Source organism: Arthrospira sp. PCC 9901 (genome assembly GCF_059013425.1).
The window spans coordinates 4,265,508-4,285,359 of sequence record NZ_CP102296.1 but is presented as its reverse complement, the minus strand read 5'-3'; the positions used below and the strand labels follow the sequence as shown (position 1 = coordinate 4,285,359).

Below are 19,852 nucleotides of genomic sequence, written 5' to 3'. Positions count from 1 at the left end.
ATAAGCGAGAAGAGTTGAGGATAAACCTATTGCCAGATATGTCAAACCCAAGGAAGCGGCCCAAATCCTTGGAGTCCATGAAAGAACACTCCGCAGATGGGACGAAAATGGCTCAATCGAGACCATCAGAACCCCCGCTGGGCAACGACGATACAACGTTGAGTCATATACTGCCAAATCAGGCAGTGACAAACGCAAAGTCGTTATCTATGCCAGAGTTAGTAGCCGCGCCCAGCAGTCCGACCTCAACCGACAGGTGGCCGCACTGTCCAACCTCTACCCCGAAGCAGAAGTCGTCTCAGAAATCGGAGGCGGGCTCAACTTCAAGCGAAAGAAAATGCTGGCCTTACTGGGACAAGTCTTGTCAGGAGATGTCCGCATGGTTGTCGTTGCCCATAAAGACCGACTGGCAAGGTTTGGATTTGACTTGTTTCGATGGCTCTGCGAACAAAACGGGTGTGAACTCGTGGTTCTCAATCAGACAAGTCTCAGCCCAGAACGAGAAATGGTTGAGGACATCCTCGCCATCCTCCACTGCTTCAGTTCCCGACTCTATGGGTTGCGAAAATACCAAACTCAGGTCAAAGAAGATCCGGATTTACCCCAGCCCCGCGCTAAATCAAGTCTGGCGTAAATGGCTGGCCGCTTGTCGGTATTGCTACAACCAAGCAATTGCATTATCTAGGAGTGGTAAACGACTAAGCAAACTGAAATTACGCAACGAAGTGATGCAGAGTGACTTACCCGAATGGGTCAAAGAAACACCCTGCCACATTCGGCAAAATGCCATCTTTGATGCCTATCAGGCTTTGACCGCCAGTCCTGATGCCAGGTTTAGAAGTTGTCGTGACAGCTCTCAAGGGATTAAGTTCAATAATACTAATTTCTCTTCAGGGAGTTGGTATCCAAGACTCACGAAAGGATTAACTTTCATGGTTTCCGAAGCTATCCCTAAAACTTGCGGGCAAGGGACTCAGTTGGTGTTTACCAAAGGTCGATGGTTGGCGATTTTCCCTGAACCAGTTGCCGTTACCCCAACTGAAGCGAATGGCGTAATTGCATTAGACCCAGGTGTCCGAACTTTCATAACCGGGTTTGATGGCTCTCGGTTTCTGGAATTGGGCTCCGGAGATATAGGACGCATCACTCGGTTATGTCAACATTTGGATGATTTGATGAGCCGAATCGCCAAGGAACCCTGTCGTTCAAGGAGGCGACGGATGAGGCAAGCGGCTCAACGAATGAGAACCAAAATCCGCAATCTAGTTGATGAAGCCCACAAACAAATTGCTCACTACTTGACTCACAACTACAGCCTAATTTTTTTGCCCACCTTCGAGACTTCCGATATGGTTGCCAAGGTGAAGCGTCTAATCAGGTCTAAGACTGCCCGCGCCATGCTGACATGGGCGCATTATCGATTCAAACTAACCCTGGGACATCAAGGGGAAATAACTGGAACCACAGTTGTAGATGTGACGGAAGAATACACCAGCAAAACCTGTACTCACTGTGGTCATGTGCATTCCCAGCTAGGTGGCTCAAAAGTGTTCCGATGTCCTGAGTGTGGGTTCACTCTACCCAGGGACTGGAACGGTGCTTTGGGAATCTTTCTAAAAGCTTTGCGGGATACCGCCTCTGTTACCTTAACGGGTAATAGTGCTATCGTCGCATTGTCAGGCAATAGCCGGATAAATGTCGCGTAAATGTATCAGGAAGGGCGGAAGGGCTGAGTTGACCAAAGCGGCTTTTAATCGGGCGGGTTTATCCAGTGGGCTGGTGTTAGGCATGGCTGACGGTGGAGGCCGCCCCTACAGGGGATGCTTAAACTGCGGATACGATCGCCCTTAAAAATGCCGTTAAAGGTCCGGGAGTGGGAATGTCCCGACTGGGAAACTGATCACGACCGAGATAGAGGTAAAGGCCAGCATCAACATCTTAGCTGCCTGGCTGGCGGTGTCGGTCTGGGTGGCGACCCTAAGACCAGAACACAGCCGGAGTTGCGGGAGTGGTGCTCAAAACCCCAAAGGGGGAAAGAACCAGAAACCCAAATTGTTAGGTTTGGGAATCCCCTTCCGGTTACGGGGAGGATGTCAATGTGATCTGATGAGAACTTAGAATATGTATCGAACCCTGTTGTTGGCTAAAATTCATAACTGTACCCTAACTGAGGCTAACCTTAATTATGTCGGCAGTATAAGTATTGACCAAAACTTACTGGACACTGCCGGAATTTTGGTTAATGAACAGGTACAGGTGGTTAACACCACTAACGGGGCTAGACTGATTACCTATGTCATTCCTGCCCCACCTGGGTCTGGTGAAATTCAATTGAATGGGGCGGCGGCTCGTTTAGGCATTCCAGGCGATCGCCTGATAATTATGGCCTATGGGCAGTTGACCCCGGAAGAAGTCCCCACTCATCAGCCGAAAGTGGTTCTTGTGGATGAAAAAAATCAAGTGATGGAAATTCGCGGCCATGAATAGTTTAACAAAATTATCAGAAAAAATGGGTTTAAAACCTCGTCCCTTCGGCTTTGCTCAGGACAAGCCTTTTAGGGCGACTTGGTGTGAAAATATGTTGAAGTCGTTGACTTTGGGAACCCAGGAAACAAGAGACACTCCATAATCCCTAAAACTCTAGCCATCACTGGTAGAAAAGCTTTCATCGTCAGTCCAAATGGCCAGAGCGAAGTCAAAATCAAATAGGGTAGGGCATACCCGAATTTACGCTTGGGGAGTAGTCTGTAAGAGTGCTTACTGTAAAAGGTGTAGTCAGATACGACATGAAACTGTAAGACCAAAACTAACGAGGGTTAGTGGAGGCAGGATTCAGCCCAAGAATCCCCACGCCTTTAGGCTGGGGAGTGTCAAAGAGACCCCTTGGGGATAGGGAGTGGCTGCTAAACGTTAATCCTTTAAAAAGGGTTGGATAAACATGATCACATCTGTCTATTCTAACTTAAACGCTAGAATAGTTCTGGTTGTGGAACTTGCTTGGGTCTAAGAAATTCTGGAAACTGTGTTGAAATTATGGATGATCAATCAGTCATAACAGTAACTAGGGAGTATTGGGTCTCAAGTGTTGCTTATCTCACTGCTGTTCAACCTCTGTATCAGTTAAAATGCCAGTTTCTGATCGACCTGTTAAAAATCCTCAAGTTTCCGATAATAATGCGATGAATGATAATTCGGCTCCTGTGGAGTTTTCTGTACAGTTTTGGGGGGTGAGGGGAAATATTGCTACCCCTGGCCATAAAACTGTTCGATATGGGGGGAATACCTCCTGTGTCGAAATGCGTCTGGGAAATCAACGTTTGATTTTTGACGGAGGGACTGGGTTAAGAGTTTTGGGTTTGGATCTGCTCAAACAAATGCCCGTTGAAGCCTCTGTCTTTTTTTCCCATACCCACTGGGACCATATCCAGGGGTTTCCTTTCTTTGTGCCAGCATTTATCCCGATTAATCGCTTTCATATCTATGGGGCGATCGCTCCTGATGGCTCAACGATTAAGGAACGCCTGTCTGATCAAATGGTACATCCTAATTTCCCGGTTCCCATGCACGTCATGCAATCAGACCTGAAATTTTATGATCTGATCCCTGGGGATGTGATTGCTTTGTCTGATGACATTCAAATCGAAACGGCTCCCCTAAATCATCCTAATATGGCGGTCGGCTATCGGGTTACTTGGGAAGGCCGTACAGCTGTTTACTGTAGTGATACAGAGCATTTTCTTGATCGCTTTGATAATAATGTTCTGCACTTGGCTCGCAATGCCGACTTGCTGATTTATGATGCTACCTATACTAATGAGGAGTATCATGATCATAAGTGTCCCAAAATCGGGTGGGGACATTCTACCTGGGAGGTAGGGGTAGAAATTGCCAAAAAAGCGGGTGTTAAGCAGATAGCGATGTATCAACATGACCCATCCCACGATGATGATTTTCTCGATCGCGTCCAACTTGAACTTAAAGCTGCTTTCCCCCAGGGGGTTGTTGCCAGAGAAGGTATGGTCATTACCCTAGAATAAGCTAACTTCTATAATATGTTCAATTCCAGACTCTCCAATCGGCGCAGCGAAAGGAGATATTCTCTATTGATTCGATGCTGTTTGATTCTGGTTGCTGTCCTGATATCCTTGGGCATTACAACGCCAAGTATAGGTCAGTATTCTGTTAGTGCGATCGGTACTGTTGATTTTGTACCGCCAGAATTTCAACTGGGCCAGGAACTCTATTTAGAAAACTGCGCTACTTGCCATATTCCTATTCCGCCGTCAGTTTTACCGAGACAGACTTGGCAACAAATTCTCCAGGATAGTCAACATTATGGCACTCAAATTGAACCTTTAGTGGATCCGGCTCGCCTGTTGGTGTGGAATTATCTCCGCCATTTTTCCCGTTCTATGACTGTGGCTGAAGAGGGTATCCCTTTTAGAATTGAGCGATCGCGCTTTTTTAGGGCGCTACATCCCCGCGTAGAATTTACGGAACCCATTAATATTCATAATTGCCAAACCTGTCATCCGGGTGCATCCGATTATAACTTCCGTCTTTTGACTCCAGAATGGCAAGATTCTCCGTAGTGAATTTTTACCAATTATCTGGGGGATGACGGGGATTATCCCAATCATCTTGAGATGAATCTTGGTATAAATAAGGGGCAATATCTGAGGGTTTGTCTAATTCTAATTCTAGTTCATCATCGGACTCTGCTGATGATTTATCGAGGTGCAACGGTTCAATCACTCGGGCGATCGCATCTTGAATAAATCCTCGCACAAACTCATCTCGCCGATTAAGTTGAAATTGTCGCTGCACCACCTCTGTTATACCCCCATCTCCCCAATCTTGATTTTGGCGAAAATACTCGATAAAACTACGCCCCGCAATTCGGGTTAAATAAGCCGCAGTTATCCCTTGAATCGCCTTACCAACTACAATAGTACCGATGTGAAAATGTAGGGCGGTAGCTACTAACTGAATCGCACCTTTCACAATTCCTAAACTGCCTAAAGTTTTCGCTAGAGATAAAGCCAACTCTCGCCCTCTATCCATATTTAATTCACACCCATATATTTTGCCAATTTCTACTACCATTTGGGCATTAACTGCCGCAGTTGCTAATAAATCTACCACCGGAAGCGGCGTAACAGCAATAGCCCCAGCCCCAATCCACTGATATCTATCGACAATTTTTTCGGCTTGGCGTAGACGTTGGTTATCAATTAAACGCCGCGCTTCTTCGCCTAATCTTTGAGACTGGAGAAGGATATTATCAGCTATTAATTCTTCCCCTTCGGCGCGTAGAATTGTGGCGATTTTATGAATAAGTGGCATGATATCAGGCTCAGGTTTAAATGTATCTCCATTGTCCAGATTAATTAGTTGAGGATTAGCGGCGATCGCTATGACATCTTCCGGAGAAATAAACCCGCTCACTCGTTGCTTTAATCGATTTAAAATCTGATTTTTATCAGCTTCTGTATACAAGTCCGTTTTGTTAAAAATTAATAGCGATCGCTTCCCCATTTCCGCCAAATTCCGCAGAGGATACAATTCGGATTGACGCAAATCATTATCCACCACAAATAATAATAAATCTGCCTCTGTAGCCAGGGTTCTAGCCATTTCTGAACGAGTCGCCCCCCCTTCTCCGACCTCCCCAATTCCCGGAGTATCAATAATTAAAATTTCTCGATTTAACCCCTTTAATTCTAGTCGATAAGTTTCCCCATTTATAGTAGTTCCCATGGGTGCGTTAACCCGCCCTACCATCTCCCCCATTAACCCATTAACCAGAGATGTTTTCCCGGCAGAACCTGTGCCAAATATCACCACCTGAATACTACCTTGAGATAGGTTAGCTTCTATATCCTGAGAACGACTTATTAACGCCTGACGCGCTACTTCATCTTGAATTTGATTAACCTGTTGTCGGATAGCTTTTAAAGAGGTTTCAGCCGCCTCTGATTTATCCAAGGGTATACGCCAGTTATGGCCGCGTTTTTTTCTCCCATGACTTCCAAATTGAAACAGCCTAAAATAGTAGAAAAACGTATAAATCAATAACCCTAGCAAACCTATTAACACAACTAGCAATAAATTTGCTAAAATCGGGTTAGCCATCCACGCCACTTGACTGTATAACCAAGAAATCGATGTGACTAGCCAAATCATTAAACCCAGGATGACACAAACACCCACAATGATGATGAAAAGGCGGTATAAAGGCATAATCTTATGGTTAATCTCAAATCAGTCTGTTTTCTATCATAGCTGGTTAATTTGGGGATTTTGACTGACCTATGCAGCTATTAGGATTTGGGCTAAAATGGTATAGGTACAAAATTGGGGGCTGGTATAATGCAATTATGGCTGGCTATTAGTTTCCCCTGGGGGGATAATCCCGGATAGATTATTGATAGGTTAATCTAAATAACTAAGGTTTTCAGACCTTTGACTAAACGCCCAATTCCTTCGGCGGCGGTGTCTGGTTTTAACGCCCCATAAGCTACCCGTAAATAACAGCCTTGTGACATACCAAAGGTAGTCCCCGGAATTACGGCTACCCCAAACTGTTTAATCAGTTGTTGGGCTAATTCCATTGAGTCTAACTCTGTGTCTATTTTCAGTAGAAAGTAAAACGCGCCATCAGCTTGCGGAATTGTGCAAAAATCTGATAATTGGCTGAGTTCATTTAGAAATATATCCCGAACTTCCGTGATGGTTTTAATATGATTTTGGCAATATTCATAACCTACTTTTAACGCGCCTAAAGCTACATATTGGGAGATAACGGGAGGACAGATTAAGATGGTATCTTGAACTTTTTGGATGGGGATTAGTAAGTGTTCAGGAATTAGCATATATCCAATGCGCCAGGATGCAAAACCGTAGGCTTTGGATAAACTGAAGAGAGAAATTGTGTGGGATTCACTGTTAGGAAAGGTGGCGGGTGAGGTGTGTTTGATGTTATTATAGGTAAAGTATTCGTAGGCTTCGTCACTGATATGGTATAAGTGGCGATCGCTACAAATTTGATTAATTTCTTGTAATGCTTCTGGGGAATAAACCGCCCCGGTGGGGTTATTGGGAGAAATGGTAACAATCGCCCTGGTTTTATCAGTGATGGCGGCTTGAATGGCATCAATTCGTAGTTGATAATTGTCATCGGTCTGAATAACTACAGGCTGACAACTTGCCATCATAATCGCCATTTCATGATTAAAATAGTAAGGAGATTGTATAATGATTTCATCCCCAGGTGAGGTAATAGCTAAAATCGCATTCATAAACCCCATATTACTACCAGCAGTGACGACAATTTTCTGGCGATCGCTGAGATTAATATGATTCTCTGTTTGCAGTTTATCGGCGATGATCTCAAGTAGTGGAGTGATACCAATTACTGGTTTATATTTATGATTTTCTGGACTAGCTAAAAACTCGGATATATGGTCAAATGCCACAGGTGGCGGGCCATAATAAACTACCCCTTGACCTAGGGAAATTGTCCCGGGATGATTGTTAATTAGTTTTCCAATAATCGGAATAATTGGGGATTGGACTGATTGCATTCGGGAATAATCTAGGTTCATAATCTTAACAATGGTATGAAAATTAGATCTATGAAAAATCGCCGCCAATTTATAAGTGAGTTAGGTTTGACACTTTTAGCAACAGGATTTCCGGTATTAGCATCTTCTCCTAATCCTATTAAACCACCCCGTTTGCGGGTTGGGGATACAGTGGGAATAATTGCGCCTTCTGGATGGATTACCACACAGGAGTTAAAATTTCTAACTTTGCAATTAATGCAACAAGGACTTAATCCGAAAGCCGCACCTCACCTGATGGATAAATATGGTTATTTAGCCGGATTAGATCGAGACCGCGCCGCCGATGTTAATACCATGTTTGCTGATCCGAATATTCGGGGAATTATTACCGCCGCTGGTGGCTGGGGGGCTGCCCGTATTTTACCCTTATTAGATTATAACATAATCCGCAACAATCCCAAGGTGATTATTGGTTATAGTGATATCACATCATTATTATTGGCGATATATTCCCAGTGCAATTTTATCACATTTCACGGATTATTAGGCACTTCCCATTGGCGGAGTTTTTCGGTTAGTTACTTAAAGCGAGTTTTGTTTACGGGGGAAGCTGTTACGTTTGAAAATCCTGGGAATATTCAGGTAGAAACTATTACCAGCGGTAGCGCCAGGGGTCAACTGGTGGGGGGTAATTTATCAGTTTTAGCGGGGTTGGTGGGTTCGGAATATCTACCGAATTGGTCGGGAAAAATTCTATTTATTGAGGATATTAACGAGGATGTTTACCGGGTCGATCGCCTATTGACCCAATTAAAACTCGCCGGAATTTTAGATAAATTATCGGGGTTTATTTTCGGACAATGTAGCCGTTGTTCACCGGGGAGGGAAGGGGAATCATCTTTTAGCTTATGGGAAGTGTTAGTAGATCATATTCAACCCCTAGGAATACCCGCCTGGTATGGTTCAGCCATAGGTCATATTCGCGACCAATTTACGATAGCCATAGGTGCTATGGTAGAAATTAATAGCGATCGCGGAACTATCCAAATGCTAGAAGCCGCAGTTAGCTAAGTTAATTCAACCATTCTCCCTTAGCGATCGCCACCACTTTTCCCCCCACCATGACATCAATTTCATCCCCAACTTTTTGGGCTTTTAAAAATAGTAAAGAAGGGCGATTAATCTCATAACCCTGTTCCACACGCACATTAATCTCATCCCTATTATAATAGGAATTATGCACCAAATAACCTGCCAGACAAGAATTAGCGCTTCCCGTGGCTGGGTCTTCGGCAATTCCTAAAGCCGGGGCGAACATCCTAGCGCTGATATCATTTTCCATGTCATATGGTTCAGGACAAAAAACAAAAATCTCCTTAGCATTAGTGTTTTTAATAAACTCACCATAATGGTCTAAATTAACCTTAGCCTGTTTTAAAGCCCTTTGATTTTTGAGAGGGACGATTAAAAAAGGAATCCCCGTTGACACTTCTTGAATGGGAAAGTTATCGTCAAAATCCGCCATTTCCAAACCCAAAACCGGGGCGACATCTGCCGGATTTAAACAATTATAAAAAACGGGATTACTGGGGCGCATCCATAACAACTCTTGGTCAGTGTTACCATTACTCCAAGTCACCGGAATTTGACCGACTCCCAAATTCAATACCACCTGATCAACAGGTTTTTTAATCATTTCCCGTTGAATAATATAAGCAGTTCCCAGGGTAGGATGACCCGCAAAAGGCAATTCTTTAGAAGGGGTAAAAATCCGGACATCATAGCCACCATCAACCATTCCCTCGGAACGGATAAAAGTAGTTTCTGAATAATTAATTTCCTGGGCAATTTCTAACATTTCCTCATCGGACAGAGAGGAAACACCCTCACCGAAGAAAACAGCGAGTTGATTTCCGGCATATTTAGCTTCTGCAAAAACATCAACGATGTAGAAATTCATAAAAACTAACTCTCAGAAGTTTTCAGACAGCTAATGGCTTCCAATAACCCCCGCGCCTTATTGAGGGTTTCCTCATATTCCTTTTCCGGTTGGGAGTCAGCCACAAGTCCAGCCCCCGCTTGTACAGAAACTTGATTGATACCATCTTCCCCCTGACGGACAATCATAGTGCGGATCGTAATAGCCGTGTTTAGTTGTCCCTCAAAATCATAATAGCCATAAACGCCGGAATATGGACCTCGGCGGCTAGGTTCCAACTCATTAATAATTTCCATAGCCCGAATTTTCGGCGCACCGCTAACAGTCCCAGCGGGAAAACAGGCTTTTAATAAATCCCAAGCAGTTTTATCATCTGCTAAGTCTCCCACCACATTACTAACAATGTGCATAACATGGGAATAGCGTTCGACGACCATCAACTGATCAACCATTACGGTTCCATTTTGGCAGACGCGCCCTAAATCATTACGTCCGAGGTCTACTAGCATAACGTGCTCGGCGATTTCTTTGGGGTCCTGTAGCAAATCTTGCTCTAGGTGTTGATCCTCCTGGGAGTTTTTACCACGGCGGCGGGTTCCAGCAATGGGGCGAACGGTGGCGCGCGCCTTTCCGTCAATGTTTTTTTCGGCTTTGACCATCACTTCCGGGCTAGATCCAATCATCTGCCAATCCCCAAAGTTAAAATAAGCCATATAGGGGGAAGGATTGATTAAACGCAGGGATCTATACAAGGAGAAAGGATCGCCTTGGTATTGTGCCGCCAGGCGTTGGGAAATGACGACCTGAAAGATATCTCCCGCCCTAATATACTCCTTCGCCCGGTCAACAGCAGCACAAAACTGGTCGCGGGAGAAATTGCTGCTGTATTGGCGTGATGTTTCGGTATCATCAGATTTATTGCTATCGGGGGGAGTCCATTGTAATAGGGTACTCTGACGAGATAGGGGAGATCTCAGTTTATCTACCAATTGAGTAACGCGATCGCAAGCCTGTTGATAGGCTGTTTCTGGGTCTGTTTCCCGCAGGTCAGCATAAGATATAGCCCAAACCTTGCGCTTCACCTGGTCAAAAATTAGTAAACTATCAAGCTGCATCCATAGGCCATCGGGTAAATCATCGTCTGTAAGGGGATAAATGGGGACTCGTGGTTCAATCCAGTTGATTAATTCATAACCCCAAAACCCGAACAGTCCCCCAATTCCCGGCGGTAGTTCTGGCAATTTGACAGGTTGATAAGGTTTAAGACAGTCAGCTAATACTTTGAATGGATCGCCTTGAAAATCTTGTTGTTGACCGTCCCTAAATTTTTGAATCATGCGATCGCCACGGGCTGATAAAGTCCACAGAGGATCACAACCCAGAAAGCTGTAACGCCCAATTTTCTCCCCACCTTCGACTGACTCCAACAGGAAGCTGTAAGGTTGACCTGCACAAACCCGATACCACGCCGAAACTGGTGTATCCAAGTCCGCCACCCACTCCTGATAGACAGGAATGAAGTTACCCCTAGCCTGTAGTTGGCAGAATTGGGAGAAATCTGGAAAAATCATCGTTGTAATTTTTGGGAAAATTGGTAGCTGAATTTAATGCTACCGTGTATCAAAAATAACAGAAAATGCTGGTTTTTGGTGAACAATCAGGAACCAGCAAACCTGATCTTATAGGGAGTTTACCTGTAGTGTAGGGGTGGGTTCTACAAATGGCCTTATTCAGAATGAAAAGTCCGGTGAACCCCCCCTACCCATAGACCCCTAAGACTCGTAGGTGGCTTTACCGCTGAATTTGACACTAGCTGGGTTGGGGTTGTCACCAATCTTGCGATCGATTTTTCCGTTAAACTCCCGACCTTCGTTAACTTTCTCAGGGAAAACGCCATCTTTGGGGTGGAGATATTCCATTTCGCCATTGGGGAAAATCCGATAGATTTTGAAATCCTCGATTTTCGGCTTGAATTTAGTCCGCAGTTGGGTTCCCAAGGCGAGACACTGCTCTTTGCGAGCCAGATAGAGCAAGTTTTCTCCCTCGTTCATAATAGCTGCGCCACCTGTGGGCATTTCAAACACCTGTTCTTTGGTGCTGGTCCAGGTAATGGCATATTTCTCCTCAACTTGGGCTTTGGTGAGAAGACCACCTGTGCTACCACCGAATTTGGGAGCTTTTCCTGTCAGTGTTTCTACCATAGAAAATTATCTCAAAGGTTTTTACGGCATCCTATCACTGATAATACCTTGTCAGTAGCGATCGTAAAGATCCGTTACACAGATATCCACAGCAGCCATAAAAACAGCCAAACCTTGGCCCAACCCCTCGCAGGCGATCGCTCGCACAGGTAGGGATTAGCGCCAGGGCTGGTCATGATTGAGCCTGAGCAAAACCGGAGAGGGTGGGATTCTAAGTCGTCAGGATAGCTATAACCCCTATTTTACCGCCACTCTAATGCACTCAATAGCGATCGCACATTTAGGAGTTAGTGCAAAATGAGTGTAAGTACAAACAGTACACATAGTGGTACATATCAAGGCTTTCAAGACATTCTTGAGTTTTTTAACCTATCCCGCAAACAATGTCCCAAGGGTGTCAGGATTAAGCGTAACCGGGGGACGATTCAGCTAGATATTACCACTGACCCGGAAACCGGGGGACGTAAGCAACGGGGATGTAATTGTCAGTTCACTTCTGAGGGTATCCGTAAGGCTGTTGACAAAGCCTGGTTAGTTCATAAATCCCTTGACGGACAATTCCAGTCAGTATCTGAATGGCTGGACTGGTACAAGGCTACTATCCTTGATGAAAACAAAACCCCCCTAGAGAATGACTTAATCACTTATCGTCAAGTGTTTAAAGAAATGGAGGATGATTATTTTAATGGCGTACACAAAAACACCAAGCGAAAACGTTCCCGCGATATATCTAGCGATAAAAGTTCATTTAAACGATGTTTCCTTGATGTATTTAACAAAGTTACAGATTGGGATACTTACGTTAGCTGGGAGGGTATCAAAGAGGCATTGTATAGCCCACTACAGGATGACAGCAACCCGGTAGGCAGTAAAACCTTTAAAGACAGATACTATCGGTTAAAACAAGTAGCGGAACGTGCTGGATGCAAGAAAGCACTGGACAAGCTAGACAAGATTAATCCCGCTCAAACAGTATTTACCAAATCCCAAAGTATAGACTTGGACACCTTACTAAGTTTGCTAAATAAGGAACGCAACACTGATTATCGTTCTGTCATGGAAAATCAGGCACGTGATGGTTGGTGTTGGGTGTCGGCAATGTGCGCTTTATACGGGTTGAGACCATCAGAGATAGCAGCGGTCCAAAACCTAAACAAGGCAGTCAAGATTGACGGCATCACTTTCCCAGCCATATCTGACCCTAACAACCTTGAGTTAGTGCTGGTTATTGGTGAGTTTACTTACTTTGGTAGTAGCACCAAAACAGGTCAACGGTTAGCAGTCCCGATGTCAAAAGACAAAACTTTGATTAACCGCCTAGGGATTCATAACGTCTGTTTACCTATCACAAACTCTAAAGAACCCGGCAAATTTAATGATAATCATCGGTCTTGGCTTAAGCGTCATAATTGGGGAATTACTCAAACCTATGCTTTCCGACATCTAGCCAACCAACTGGGAGAGATGAACGGGATACCACAGGAAATCAGGGCGCGTTCGTTTGCTCACAGTGTTGCGGTCAATGACAGCAAGTACAAAAAACGTCGCAACCTTGCCACAGAGTTAGGTATCCTGACACGACATCACAAACAGCCATTGCCGCTAGAAATGGCAAAGCAAACATTACTCAATCATGGTATTGACCCAGAATCCCCAGAAATGAAAGCAGGCCTTAGACTAATCTATCAATTAGACGATTAATTCCCTAATAAACCCACAATACAACACCCTCTAGGCTAAATACCTAGGGGGTTTCATTTGACACTAACTCCTAAATGTGCGATCGGCATTGAGTGCATTAGAGTGACGGTAGAATAGGGGTTATAGCTATCCTGACGACTTAGAATCCCACCCTCTCCGGTTTTGCTATCACCCTACCCTAACGGCGATTGTCGGGAAACACTTAACCCGATAGTCGCATTACTACACTCTTAATACACTCTATCTAGTCTTAACATACGGGACAATTAGCGCATATCCCTTAGCAACAAAGCTTAATTATTGACGGGTTAATCAATAAGCACAACTTAATTAATCTGTCAAATATCTATATCACCACCCCAACCAAACAAGCGATAGGTTAACTCCCTTACGATACCCGTCAAGGGTATCCCTATCGGTTCGTACCTCACCCTTGACTGCTATCGTATCGGTCGTTTCCCCAATAGTGTTTGTTCCGGTTAGGGTGGAGGATTGTTTCTCAAAATCAACCACTACAGCAGTAAAGGATAATTCCCCAATCTATCAATGTACAAAGATAGTCGAGCTATTTTTCGTGGACTAGACCTATAGGTAAACCTATGAGCGATCGCTGTAGTGATTGTCTATGGGGTCAAATCTATGTTGGCAATCATCACGTGCAACAACCATTACCCACATAATCAGTTCACCCCCAAAATCTTAGCTATCTATTGTAGGTAAAATAGTTATGGGTATTATGTGGACACGATAGGGTGAGCATTCATATACTCTCGCTTTCATAGTGAATTATCATAATGAAAACCCAAAAATACATAGACACCCCCTACAGTCAGAAACCATAGGGGGCCATTTTAGGGTATTGGGTTATGGGTTAGGCGTTAGGGTTTTCGCCAATCATCAGCATTAGGGGTATCTTTACGGTTAGGGTTCTGATGATTGTTACTCGATTTACAAACGATTCTATCAAAGGAACTTTTCATAAAATCAAGTAAAATACGCAACAATTCACTGTTATAGTCAAGTTTTGACTCGATAACCTTATCCTCTTTAAGTATCGCATAAGTCGAAAATATAACTATAACTACTATTAAAGCTAATTCAATAATTACTATATTCATTGTGTTAATATCCAAAAATAAAGAGTGAACCATTTTATCCGTTCTAACGGGTCAAATACCGCATAAAAACTGCTATATGGGGGTGATTCGATTATTTGATATTCATTGAGCCAAATAGTCTCACGTTTAACCATCATATTCTGTTTAACATCATTGTATGCGTAAAATTTTAACCATCCCGCCATTTTCCAATAAACAGGGACTTGGTCTGCATTAAATAATATTCTAACAAATTTACTGCCAGATATATCATCGGGCAATCGTTTACTCCCGTGTGGGGTATCATCCTCTTTGATAAAATATTGGTTGTCAGTTAAAAACCATTTATTCTCTGATATATCGTAGTTGTTAGGCATATTATTAAGTTATCCAGTGAGTAGGTCTAATAGTTTGAAGACCAGACTCTGTTGCATGAGTTAATCCATCAACATCTATTGACAATGGATTCCAGGAAAAATAAATATTGATATCATCCTCACACGATAATAAATCCCAACTTACACCGTTATAACCACTATCTGTAAAGTGAGTTACTAGATATATTTCGTTGTTAGCTTGAGACATATAACAGCGTAATCCTGCTACAGATGGACTAAATGTATGAGCTTGATGATGTGTAGAGAAACTAACCCACATATAACCAGTGGCTAATACTCTCAATACTCCGGACAGATTTAGGGTGAAAGAGAACCGTAGGATAGGAGTTCTGAGTATTTGGGATGGGATTTAATTAAAGTCGGGTCTAAGTCCAACATATCGATAAATAGGTCAAAAAGATGCTCATTGAGAGCCAAGCGTTTGAGCGAGGTGATGGAAAAACTCAAAGGTTCAGCATCAGTGTGGGTCGATTGGGTCGATTGTAAGGTGGCTTTGGCTAAATTGAGAGCCATGAGACTGGCATTAACATGGGAATCGAGGGCTTCAGCCGAGCGAGCCTGGCAATCAGAGAACCCCAGAAACTGACGAGCATCACGAAAAATAAACTCAATTTGGAAACGAGCGGTGTAACAACGATAGAGATGGAGAGGGTCAATGGTGACATCGGTGGAAAACAAAACCACGTAACTGCATCGTCCATCCTGTTCTTTGAGCAAATAAGCCAAACGAACTGGCCGTCGAAAGTTCACTGACCAGACCACCGCTGTATACAGAGAAACTCCTTCGTCTAAAGTGGTGACGAAAGTTAAACGACTCGGGTCAGTCAAATCGACCTTACCGTCATAGCGACGGGGGCGACCTCGTCCCGTATGAGGACCGTCATAGAGAAACTTAAGATTGGCATCGCTACGCAAGCGACCGATGGCCTCGAAGCCTAAGCTCACCACCCCATTGACCCATTTGGACTTGCTGTAAAAGCCATCAGCCACTATATAACGAATCCAGTCAGGGAAAAAGATTGTGCAGTAAGCCAGATGCCCGAGGTAGAAATTCAAGCGGCCCCTCGAAGCCACTTGGTCCTCGGTTGGGGTCTTCTGAGTTCTCAAGTCCGCTTCCGTTTGTTGGGCCGACAAGGTATAGCCCGTCTTCTGCTGCAAGTCGATAATAGCCACGACCGACCATTCGAGTCCTTTTTCGGCTCGTTGAGCTTTGCTGTTGTCAAACCAATCCAAGCCATAGGTGTGACGACCACTTTTCTCGTTGAAGGTGCAATCGACTACTACTATCTGTTCGCTGTCGTCGGGTCGTAGCTGTTCGATTAAGCGGCGGTTGAGACTTTCAAGTCCCAGACCCGTCTCGAAGTGTCGTCGATAGGTCCGCTCGTCGAGACGGCTGTAGCGGCTGAGATTTGTATAGTTGACTCGACCACAAACGACAAAGAGAGTGGTCATCAGGGTCATCAGAAATTTCTGCTGGGGTTTACTAAATGGGTCGCTGTTTCCAGCAGACCCGCTACAATGCTCTTTAGGCTATCCATCTGTGCGGCTTTGTTAGATTTACCACCTGCACTTTAGACGATGGATAGCTTTTCTCCAACTCGGCCAGCCAACACCGCCGCTCTCTGGTGTCTCTCTCAACGACGTCAGCTCACACCCTCGGCAACTCCCTTTCTTTTCCCAACTCGACTTGTTGCACGAGACGGCACATCCCTGGCATCCTTTGCCTGATATAGGTGACAGGCGTTTGTCTTGCCGACTCAACTCGATAATGCCCAAAAAACTGTCCGGAGTATTGACCAAAAGAGCGATACAAAAAAGAAAACAAGACACAATTAATGACAGATTATCCATTGATGTAATCGCTACGCATTCAATGATATACAAAACATCGATAGATAGTTCAATTAAAGTATTTAATCACTACTGGGAATTGGTAGAAGAAAAAATATTTACAGTATCTAGCGGTACAGAACAATTCTTAGATAGTTTTATTGCTCAAAGTATTGAGAGTAAAACTAAACAAAATGAGCAAGCGATAAAAGCAGGCTGTCCCGAATTAATCGAACCGGTAACAGATATTGACCCCAAGACGCTGAAGATAGCCATAGAAACCGCTAAAAATGATGGTTACTTAGATTCACGGGTTACTGTAAATGAATTAACCAATCTGATGAAAAATAGAGGCTATAACATGATTAATGTTAACGGTAAAAATGTATGGAAACAAATTGTTTGATTTCCAATTAGTTTATTAACCTAGGAGAACAAAAATGATGAAAGATATCACAAATCAGATGTTTGTAAAGTTTAAAACTATGGTAGATAGTTTAGTTTACAACAGCAACAAGGAGGAAGGCTTGGCAACGTTAAAATCAATTTTAGACGATTGTGAAACAGAATTAGCTGCTACAGAACTCAAAAGGCAATTACTGATTAAACAATTGAATTACACAAAACACCTGATGGATAAAGTCCAGTAAATACCCGTCCGCAATGACGCTAAACTACGACAAAAACGACTGTATGGAGTTTTAATTATGAATGAATAACAAGCAAAAATGATGGTTATTGCGGAATTAGCGCGCGATATTTATATCCAGTTAATGTCACGGGATATTCCCTACAGCAACCAAGATACCAGAATTAAGTTAGCCGAGGTTGCGCACAATGCCGCTATTGACTTTATGACGGTACATCAACAATGGATATCATCCCACGATGCAATCATTCAACCAGCACCATTTATACCCAACTTTAATAGCAATGGATACAGTAGTGATATTTTTATGGGAGGCGAATTCAATGCCTAGATTGTTACCTGTAGTCAATTTACACGCCGGCGTTTTTAGCAACTACCTACAAGGACCTATTGGAACTTGTATAGAGTTAGACACTCCAGAATGGTTTGAATACCTGAGAAAAAACAAATCATTTTCGCTTGAGTTGAATGGTAAACGGTTTACAGCATGCAAGAAAACATCAATCAATGGTTTTGCGTACTGGAATCTGAAAGGTTGGGACGGTACGGTTAACCATCACATCTATATCGGAAAATCTGACCAAATGACAAACGAAAAAATCCAACAGGTTGCTATGGCTATGTTTTATCGGTGCAACCCCGATAGCAATCGAAAACCCTAGTAGCCTACCTAGCACCTAACCCATAACCCTAAAATGGCCCCCTATGGTTTCTGACTGTAGGGGTGTCTGCATATTTTTGGGAACTCATAATGAGAACTCATAATGAGAGTGAGAATATATGAATGCCTACCCTATCATGTCCAGATAATACCCATAACTAAGCTACCCCTAGCAGATGGTTTTATCTACAACCTACGGCTAAGGTTTTTGGGTAAGGTGATTATGTTGGTATCGACTCTCATCACGGCAATCGTCATCAATTAGAAAATGGTTTAGGGGTATCGGGTTAGTTCCGGCAGGAGATGATTCAGGTTTTGCGATCGCACTCCCAAGAATCCCCTCAGTAACAATCATGGCTTGGTCCCATAGACAATCACTACGGCGATCGCTCATAGGTTTACCTATAGGTCTAGTCCACGAAAAATAGCTCGACTATCTTTGTACATTGATAGATTGGGGAATTATCCTTTACTGCTGTAGTGGTTGATTTTGAGAAACAATCCTCCACCCTAACCGGAACAAACACTATTGGGGAAACGACCGATACGATAGCAGTCAAGGGTGAGGTACGAACCGATAGGGATACCCTTGACGGGTATCGTAAGGGAGTTAACCTATCGCTTGTTTGGTTGGGGTGGTGATATAGATATTTGACAGATTAATTAAGTTGTGCTTATTGATTAACCCGTCAATAATTAAGCTTTGTTGCTAAGGGATATGCACTAATTGTCCCGTGTGTTAAGACTAAGTGGAGTGTATTAAGAGTGTAGTAATGCGACTATCGGGTTGAGTGTTTCCCGATAATCGCCGTTAGGGTAGGGTGATAGCAAAACCGGAGAGGGTGGGATTCGAACCCACGAGGAGCTTGCACCCCTAACGAATTTCGAGTCCGTCGCAATCGACCATCTCTGCCACCTCTCCAGGCATTTCCAAGCCCATTAATCATTATAGCATTTCCTGGGAAAATTTCAACAAAAAAGCTGTAGGTGTTGGTTGGCCCACAGACACAGAAAAGCACCCCACTCTAATGCTGCGAACTGGTTTTACTCCATTTTAGAGATCGGGGGTTACTTCTGCTGATTTTCTAATTGCATAGGGATTCGGGATCAACTCCCCCCTGATACTCGCAGGTAAAACCATTTTCACACCAGGAAGCCATATCGACTTCTGGAAGGTGAACAACATCAGAACAACTCGGTTGCCAGATCTGGCTAAAAAAAGCCCAAAGTATGGCTCTGCTGAGGTCTAATATGGTTTTGATGAGAGATTCTGTGTTCCCGGGTATCCCGGATTCTTCTACTAATTCCATTTCTGGCCAAATCCCATGGGATCCTAACATGATTCTAGCCATCCATTGAGCCCTGGGAAGATGGGTATCTGAGGTGAGGATTTTTACATGGCGCGCACCCCACTGGGTGAGTAAGGGTTGACTAAACATATAATTGCCGAAGGTGGAGTTGGCACATTTTTCTAACCAAACTCCTTGGCTGGGGGCTTTGTTGCGTTCAAATAGCTTGACAATGCAGGGATCGTCGGAACCTTTAGAAATGATAATGGGGATTTGTGGATATTCTGTGGCTAGTTGGGAAACATAGATTTCTCGGCGAATACTTCCCCCCAATACTAAGAAGGTATCAACGGGTTCTCTAGCGGACGATCGCATTATTAATAGGTGATTGACCAGTCCTAGACTCATGAACAACATTAAGGCGATCGCTGCTATGCTCACAAGCCTCAAAAGGCGGCGATCGCCTTGTCTAATCAACCTGGGGGTGTTCTGAGGCTTCCTCATCTAAGGCTTCCCAAA

General features: G+C 43.8%; 23 protein-coding genes and 1 tRNA gene. 13 read left to right on the top strand and 11 right to left on the bottom strand.

The window, feature by feature from the left end; genetic code table 11:
* The first annotated feature begins 28 nt into the window (after nt 1-28).
* From NLZ44_RS19055 to NLZ44_RS19025, 7 genes are all read left to right on the top strand, one after another.
* Nucleotides 29-634: an IS607 family transposase gene (locus NLZ44_RS19055; protein ID WP_493753032.1), complete on the top strand. Its 606-nt coding sequence runs from the start codon at nt 29-31 to the stop codon at nt 632-634.
* Nucleotides 555-1,706 (top strand): RNA-guided endonuclease InsQ/TnpB family protein, encoded by a 1,152-nt coding sequence (locus NLZ44_RS19050; protein WP_493750793.1) that lies wholly within the window; start codon nt 555-557, stop codon nt 1,704-1,706. Before NLZ44_RS19055 ends, NLZ44_RS19050 begins: the two co-directional genes overlap by 80 nt.
* Before the next feature lie 114 nt (nt 1,707-1,820).
* Entirely contained in the window at nt 1,821-2,102 is a 282-nt protein-coding gene (locus tag NLZ44_RS19045; RefSeq protein WP_493750792.1) for a transposase, read from the top strand.
* A gap of 19 nt (nt 2,103-2,121) precedes the next feature.
* Entirely contained in the window at nt 2,122-2,487 is a 366-nt protein-coding gene (gene panD, locus NLZ44_RS19040) for an aspartate 1-decarboxylase (protein WP_493750791.1), read from the top strand.
* On the top strand, nt 2,480-2,629 hold the full coding sequence (locus tag NLZ44_RS19035) for a hypothetical protein (RefSeq protein ID WP_493750790.1): 150 nt from the start codon (nt 2,480-2,482) through the stop codon (nt 2,627-2,629). Before panD ends, NLZ44_RS19035 begins: the two co-directional genes overlap by 8 nt.
* 496 nt (nt 2,630-3,125) lie before the next feature.
* Entirely contained in the window at nt 3,126-4,037 is a 912-nt protein-coding gene (locus NLZ44_RS19030; protein WP_493750789.1) for an MBL fold metallo-hydrolase, read from the top strand.
* Between the two features lie 15 nt (nt 4,038-4,052).
* The gene (locus NLZ44_RS19025) at nt 4,053-4,592 is read left to right on the top strand and encodes a cytochrome C (RefSeq protein ID WP_493750788.1); all 540 of its coding nucleotides are present in this window, start codon (nt 4,053-4,055) and stop codon (nt 4,590-4,592) included.
* A gap of 7 nt (nt 4,593-4,599) precedes the next feature.
* Here NLZ44_RS19025 and NLZ44_RS19020 read toward each other — a convergent pair whose 3' ends face one another.
* Together NLZ44_RS19020 and NLZ44_RS19015 are read right to left on the bottom strand one after the other, a co-directional pair.
* Nucleotides 4,600-6,243, bottom strand: a complete 1,644-nt coding sequence (locus NLZ44_RS19020) for a YcjF family protein (RefSeq protein WP_493750787.1) — start codon at nt 6,241-6,243, stop codon at nt 4,600-4,602.
* Between the two features lie 197 nt (nt 6,244-6,440).
* On the bottom strand, nt 6,441-7,607 hold the full coding sequence (locus tag NLZ44_RS19015; protein WP_008050449.1) for a pyridoxal phosphate-dependent aminotransferase: 1,167 nt from the start codon (nt 7,605-7,607) through the stop codon (nt 6,441-6,443).
* A gap of 30 nt (nt 7,608-7,637) precedes the next feature.
* Here NLZ44_RS19015 and NLZ44_RS19010 point away from each other — a divergent pair, with 30 nt between their 5' ends.
* Nucleotides 7,638-8,639, top strand: a complete 1,002-nt coding sequence (locus NLZ44_RS19010) for a S66 peptidase family protein (RefSeq protein ID WP_315642371.1) — start codon at nt 7,638-7,640, stop codon at nt 8,637-8,639.
* A gap of 1 nt (nt 8,640) precedes the next feature.
* Here NLZ44_RS19010 and NLZ44_RS19005 read toward each other — a convergent pair whose 3' ends face one another.
* The 3 genes from NLZ44_RS19005 to NLZ44_RS18995 form a co-directional block, all read right to left on the bottom strand.
* Nucleotides 8,641-9,528 (bottom strand): PhzF family phenazine biosynthesis protein, encoded by an 888-nt coding sequence (locus NLZ44_RS19005; protein ID WP_315642370.1) that lies wholly within the window; start codon nt 9,526-9,528, stop codon nt 8,641-8,643.
* A gap of 5 nt (nt 9,529-9,533) precedes the next feature.
* Nucleotides 9,534-11,078 carry an anthranilate synthase component I gene (trpE, locus tag NLZ44_RS19000; RefSeq protein WP_315642369.1) on the bottom strand — a complete coding sequence of 515 codons (1,545 nt, stop codon included), beginning with the start codon at nt 11,076-11,078 and terminating at the stop codon, nt 9,534-9,536.
* Nucleotides 11,079-11,279: 201 nt separating this feature from the next.
* Nucleotides 11,280-11,708, bottom strand: a complete 429-nt coding sequence (locus NLZ44_RS18995; RefSeq protein WP_006616635.1) for a photosystem I reaction center subunit II PsaD — start codon at nt 11,706-11,708, stop codon at nt 11,280-11,282.
* A 297-nt stretch (nt 11,709-12,005) separates the two neighbouring features.
* Here NLZ44_RS18995 and NLZ44_RS18990 point away from each other — a divergent pair, with 297 nt between their 5' ends.
* On the top strand, nt 12,006-13,409 hold the full coding sequence (locus NLZ44_RS18990; RefSeq protein WP_493750786.1) for a site-specific integrase: 1,404 nt from the start codon (nt 12,006-12,008) through the stop codon (nt 13,407-13,409).
* An 878-nt stretch (nt 13,410-14,287) separates the two neighbouring features.
* Here NLZ44_RS18990 and NLZ44_RS18985 read toward each other — a convergent pair.
* The 3 genes from NLZ44_RS18985 to NLZ44_RS18975 all read right to left on the bottom strand — a co-directional run bounded on the left by NLZ44_RS18985 (nt 14,288) and on the right by NLZ44_RS18975 (nt 16,356).
* Entirely contained in the window at nt 14,288-14,527 is a 240-nt protein-coding gene (locus NLZ44_RS18985; protein WP_233497782.1) for a hypothetical protein, read from the bottom strand.
* Nucleotides 14,524-14,883 carry a hypothetical protein gene (locus NLZ44_RS18980; protein WP_111892372.1) on the bottom strand — a complete coding sequence of 120 codons (360 nt, stop codon included), beginning with the start codon at nt 14,881-14,883 and terminating at the stop codon, nt 14,524-14,526. Before NLZ44_RS18980 ends, NLZ44_RS18985 begins: the two co-directional genes overlap by 4 nt.
* Before the next feature lie 318 nt (nt 14,884-15,201).
* A complete protein-coding gene (locus NLZ44_RS18975) occupies nt 15,202-16,356 on the bottom strand; it encodes a transposase (RefSeq protein ID WP_493750785.1) in 1,155 nt (384 codons plus the stop codon).
* Nucleotides 16,357-16,672: 316 nt separating this feature from the next.
* Between NLZ44_RS18975 and NLZ44_RS18970 the strand changes: the two genes are divergently transcribed.
* From NLZ44_RS18970 to NLZ44_RS18955, 4 genes are all read left to right on the top strand, one after another.
* Nucleotides 16,673-17,140 (top strand): hypothetical protein, encoded by a 468-nt coding sequence (locus tag NLZ44_RS18970; protein ID WP_233497743.1) that lies wholly within the window; start codon nt 16,673-16,675, stop codon nt 17,138-17,140.
* A gap of 34 nt (nt 17,141-17,174) precedes the next feature.
* On the top strand, nt 17,175-17,384 hold the full coding sequence (locus tag NLZ44_RS18965) for a hypothetical protein (protein WP_111892168.1): 210 nt from the start codon (nt 17,175-17,177) through the stop codon (nt 17,382-17,384).
* A 78-nt stretch (nt 17,385-17,462) separates the two neighbouring features.
* A complete protein-coding gene (locus NLZ44_RS18960) occupies nt 17,463-17,714 on the top strand; it encodes a hypothetical protein (protein WP_493750784.1) in 252 nt (83 codons plus the stop codon).
* Nucleotides 17,707-18,045 (top strand): hypothetical protein, encoded by a 339-nt coding sequence (locus tag NLZ44_RS18955; protein ID WP_493750783.1) that lies wholly within the window; start codon nt 17,707-17,709, stop codon nt 18,043-18,045. The genes NLZ44_RS18960 and NLZ44_RS18955 overlap by 8 nt, the downstream gene beginning before the upstream one ends.
* Nucleotides 18,046-18,243: 198 nt before the next feature.
* Here the strand turns inward: NLZ44_RS18955 and NLZ44_RS18950 are convergent, their stop codons facing one another.
* From NLZ44_RS18950 to NLZ44_RS18940, 3 genes are all read right to left on the bottom strand, one after another.
* Complete coding sequence (locus NLZ44_RS18950; RefSeq protein WP_158536347.1) at nt 18,244-18,438, bottom strand: hypothetical protein; 195 nt, start codon at nt 18,436-18,438, stop codon at nt 18,244-18,246.
* Nucleotides 18,439-18,878: 440 nt separating this feature from the next.
* Nucleotides 18,879-18,966: transfer RNA gene (locus tag NLZ44_RS18945), tRNA-Ser, on the bottom strand.
* Nucleotides 18,967-19,129: 163 nt separating this feature from the next.
* Nucleotides 19,130-19,837 (bottom strand): YdcF family protein, encoded by a 708-nt coding sequence (locus NLZ44_RS18940; RefSeq protein WP_493750782.1) that lies wholly within the window; start codon nt 19,835-19,837, stop codon nt 19,130-19,132.
* Between the last annotated feature and the right edge of the window lie 15 nt (nt 19,838-19,852).

Bases quoted from the DNA above. Each gene is read 5' to 3' on its own strand.
- NLZ44_RS19050 (WP_493750793.1), top strand. From the start codon at position 555: ATGGGTTGCGAAAATACCAAACTCAGGTCAAAGAAGATCCGGATTTAC.
- NLZ44_RS19045 (WP_493750792.1), top strand. From the start codon at position 1,821: ATGCTTAAACTGCGGATACGATCGCCCTTAAAAATGCCGTTAAAGGTC.
- panD (WP_493750791.1), top strand. From the start codon at position 2,122: ATGTATCGAACCCTGTTGTTGGCTAAAATTCATAACTGTACCCTAACT.
- NLZ44_RS19035 (WP_493750790.1), top strand. From the start codon at position 2,480: ATGAATAGTTTAACAAAATTATCAGAAAAAATGGGTTTAAAACCTCGT.
- NLZ44_RS19030 (WP_493750789.1), top strand. From the start codon at position 3,126: ATGCCAGTTTCTGATCGACCTGTTAAAAATCCTCAAGTTTCCGATAAT.
- NLZ44_RS19025 (WP_493750788.1), top strand. From the start codon at position 4,053: ATGTTCAATTCCAGACTCTCCAATCGGCGCAGCGAAAGGAGATATTCT.
- NLZ44_RS19020 (WP_493750787.1), bottom strand. From the start codon at position 6,243: ATGCCTTTATACCGCCTTTTCATCATCATTGTGGGTGTTTGTGTCATC.
- NLZ44_RS19015 (WP_008050449.1), bottom strand. From the start codon at position 7,607: ATGAACCTAGATTATTCCCGAATGCAATCAGTCCAATCCCCAATTATT.
- NLZ44_RS19010 (WP_315642371.1), top strand. From the start codon at position 7,638: ATGAAAAATCGCCGCCAATTTATAAGTGAGTTAGGTTTGACACTTTTA.
- NLZ44_RS19005 (WP_315642370.1), bottom strand. From the start codon at position 9,528: ATGAATTTCTACATCGTTGATGTTTTTGCAGAAGCTAAATATGCCGGA.
- trpE (WP_315642369.1), bottom strand. From the start codon at position 11,078: ATGATTTTTCCAGATTTCTCCCAATTCTGCCAACTACAGGCTAGGGGT.
- NLZ44_RS18995 (WP_006616635.1), bottom strand. From the start codon at position 11,708: ATGGTAGAAACACTGACAGGAAAAGCTCCCAAATTCGGTGGTAGCACA.
- NLZ44_RS18990 (WP_493750786.1), top strand. From the start codon at position 12,006: ATGAGTGTAAGTACAAACAGTACACATAGTGGTACATATCAAGGCTTT.
- NLZ44_RS18985 (WP_233497782.1), bottom strand. From the start codon at position 14,527: ATGAATATAGTAATTATTGAATTAGCTTTAATAGTAGTTATAGTTATA.
- NLZ44_RS18980 (WP_111892372.1), bottom strand. From the start codon at position 14,883: ATGCCTAACAACTACGATATATCAGAGAATAAATGGTTTTTAACTGAC.
- NLZ44_RS18975 (WP_493750785.1), bottom strand. From the start codon at position 16,356: ATGACCACTCTCTTTGTCGTTTGTGGTCGAGTCAACTATACAAATCTC.
- NLZ44_RS18970 (WP_233497743.1), top strand. From the start codon at position 16,673: ATGCCCAAAAAACTGTCCGGAGTATTGACCAAAAGAGCGATACAAAAA.
- NLZ44_RS18965 (WP_111892168.1), top strand. From the start codon at position 17,175: ATGATGAAAGATATCACAAATCAGATGTTTGTAAAGTTTAAAACTATG.
- NLZ44_RS18960 (WP_493750784.1), top strand. From the start codon at position 17,463: ATGATGGTTATTGCGGAATTAGCGCGCGATATTTATATCCAGTTAATG.
- NLZ44_RS18955 (WP_493750783.1), top strand. From the start codon at position 17,707: ATGCCTAGATTGTTACCTGTAGTCAATTTACACGCCGGCGTTTTTAGC.
- NLZ44_RS18950 (WP_158536347.1), bottom strand. From the start codon at position 18,438: ATGAGCGATCGCCGTAGTGATTGTCTATGGGACCAAGCCATGATTGTT.
- NLZ44_RS18940 (WP_493750782.1), bottom strand. From the start codon at position 19,837: ATGAGGAAGCCTCAGAACACCCCCAGGTTGATTAGACAAGGCGATCGC.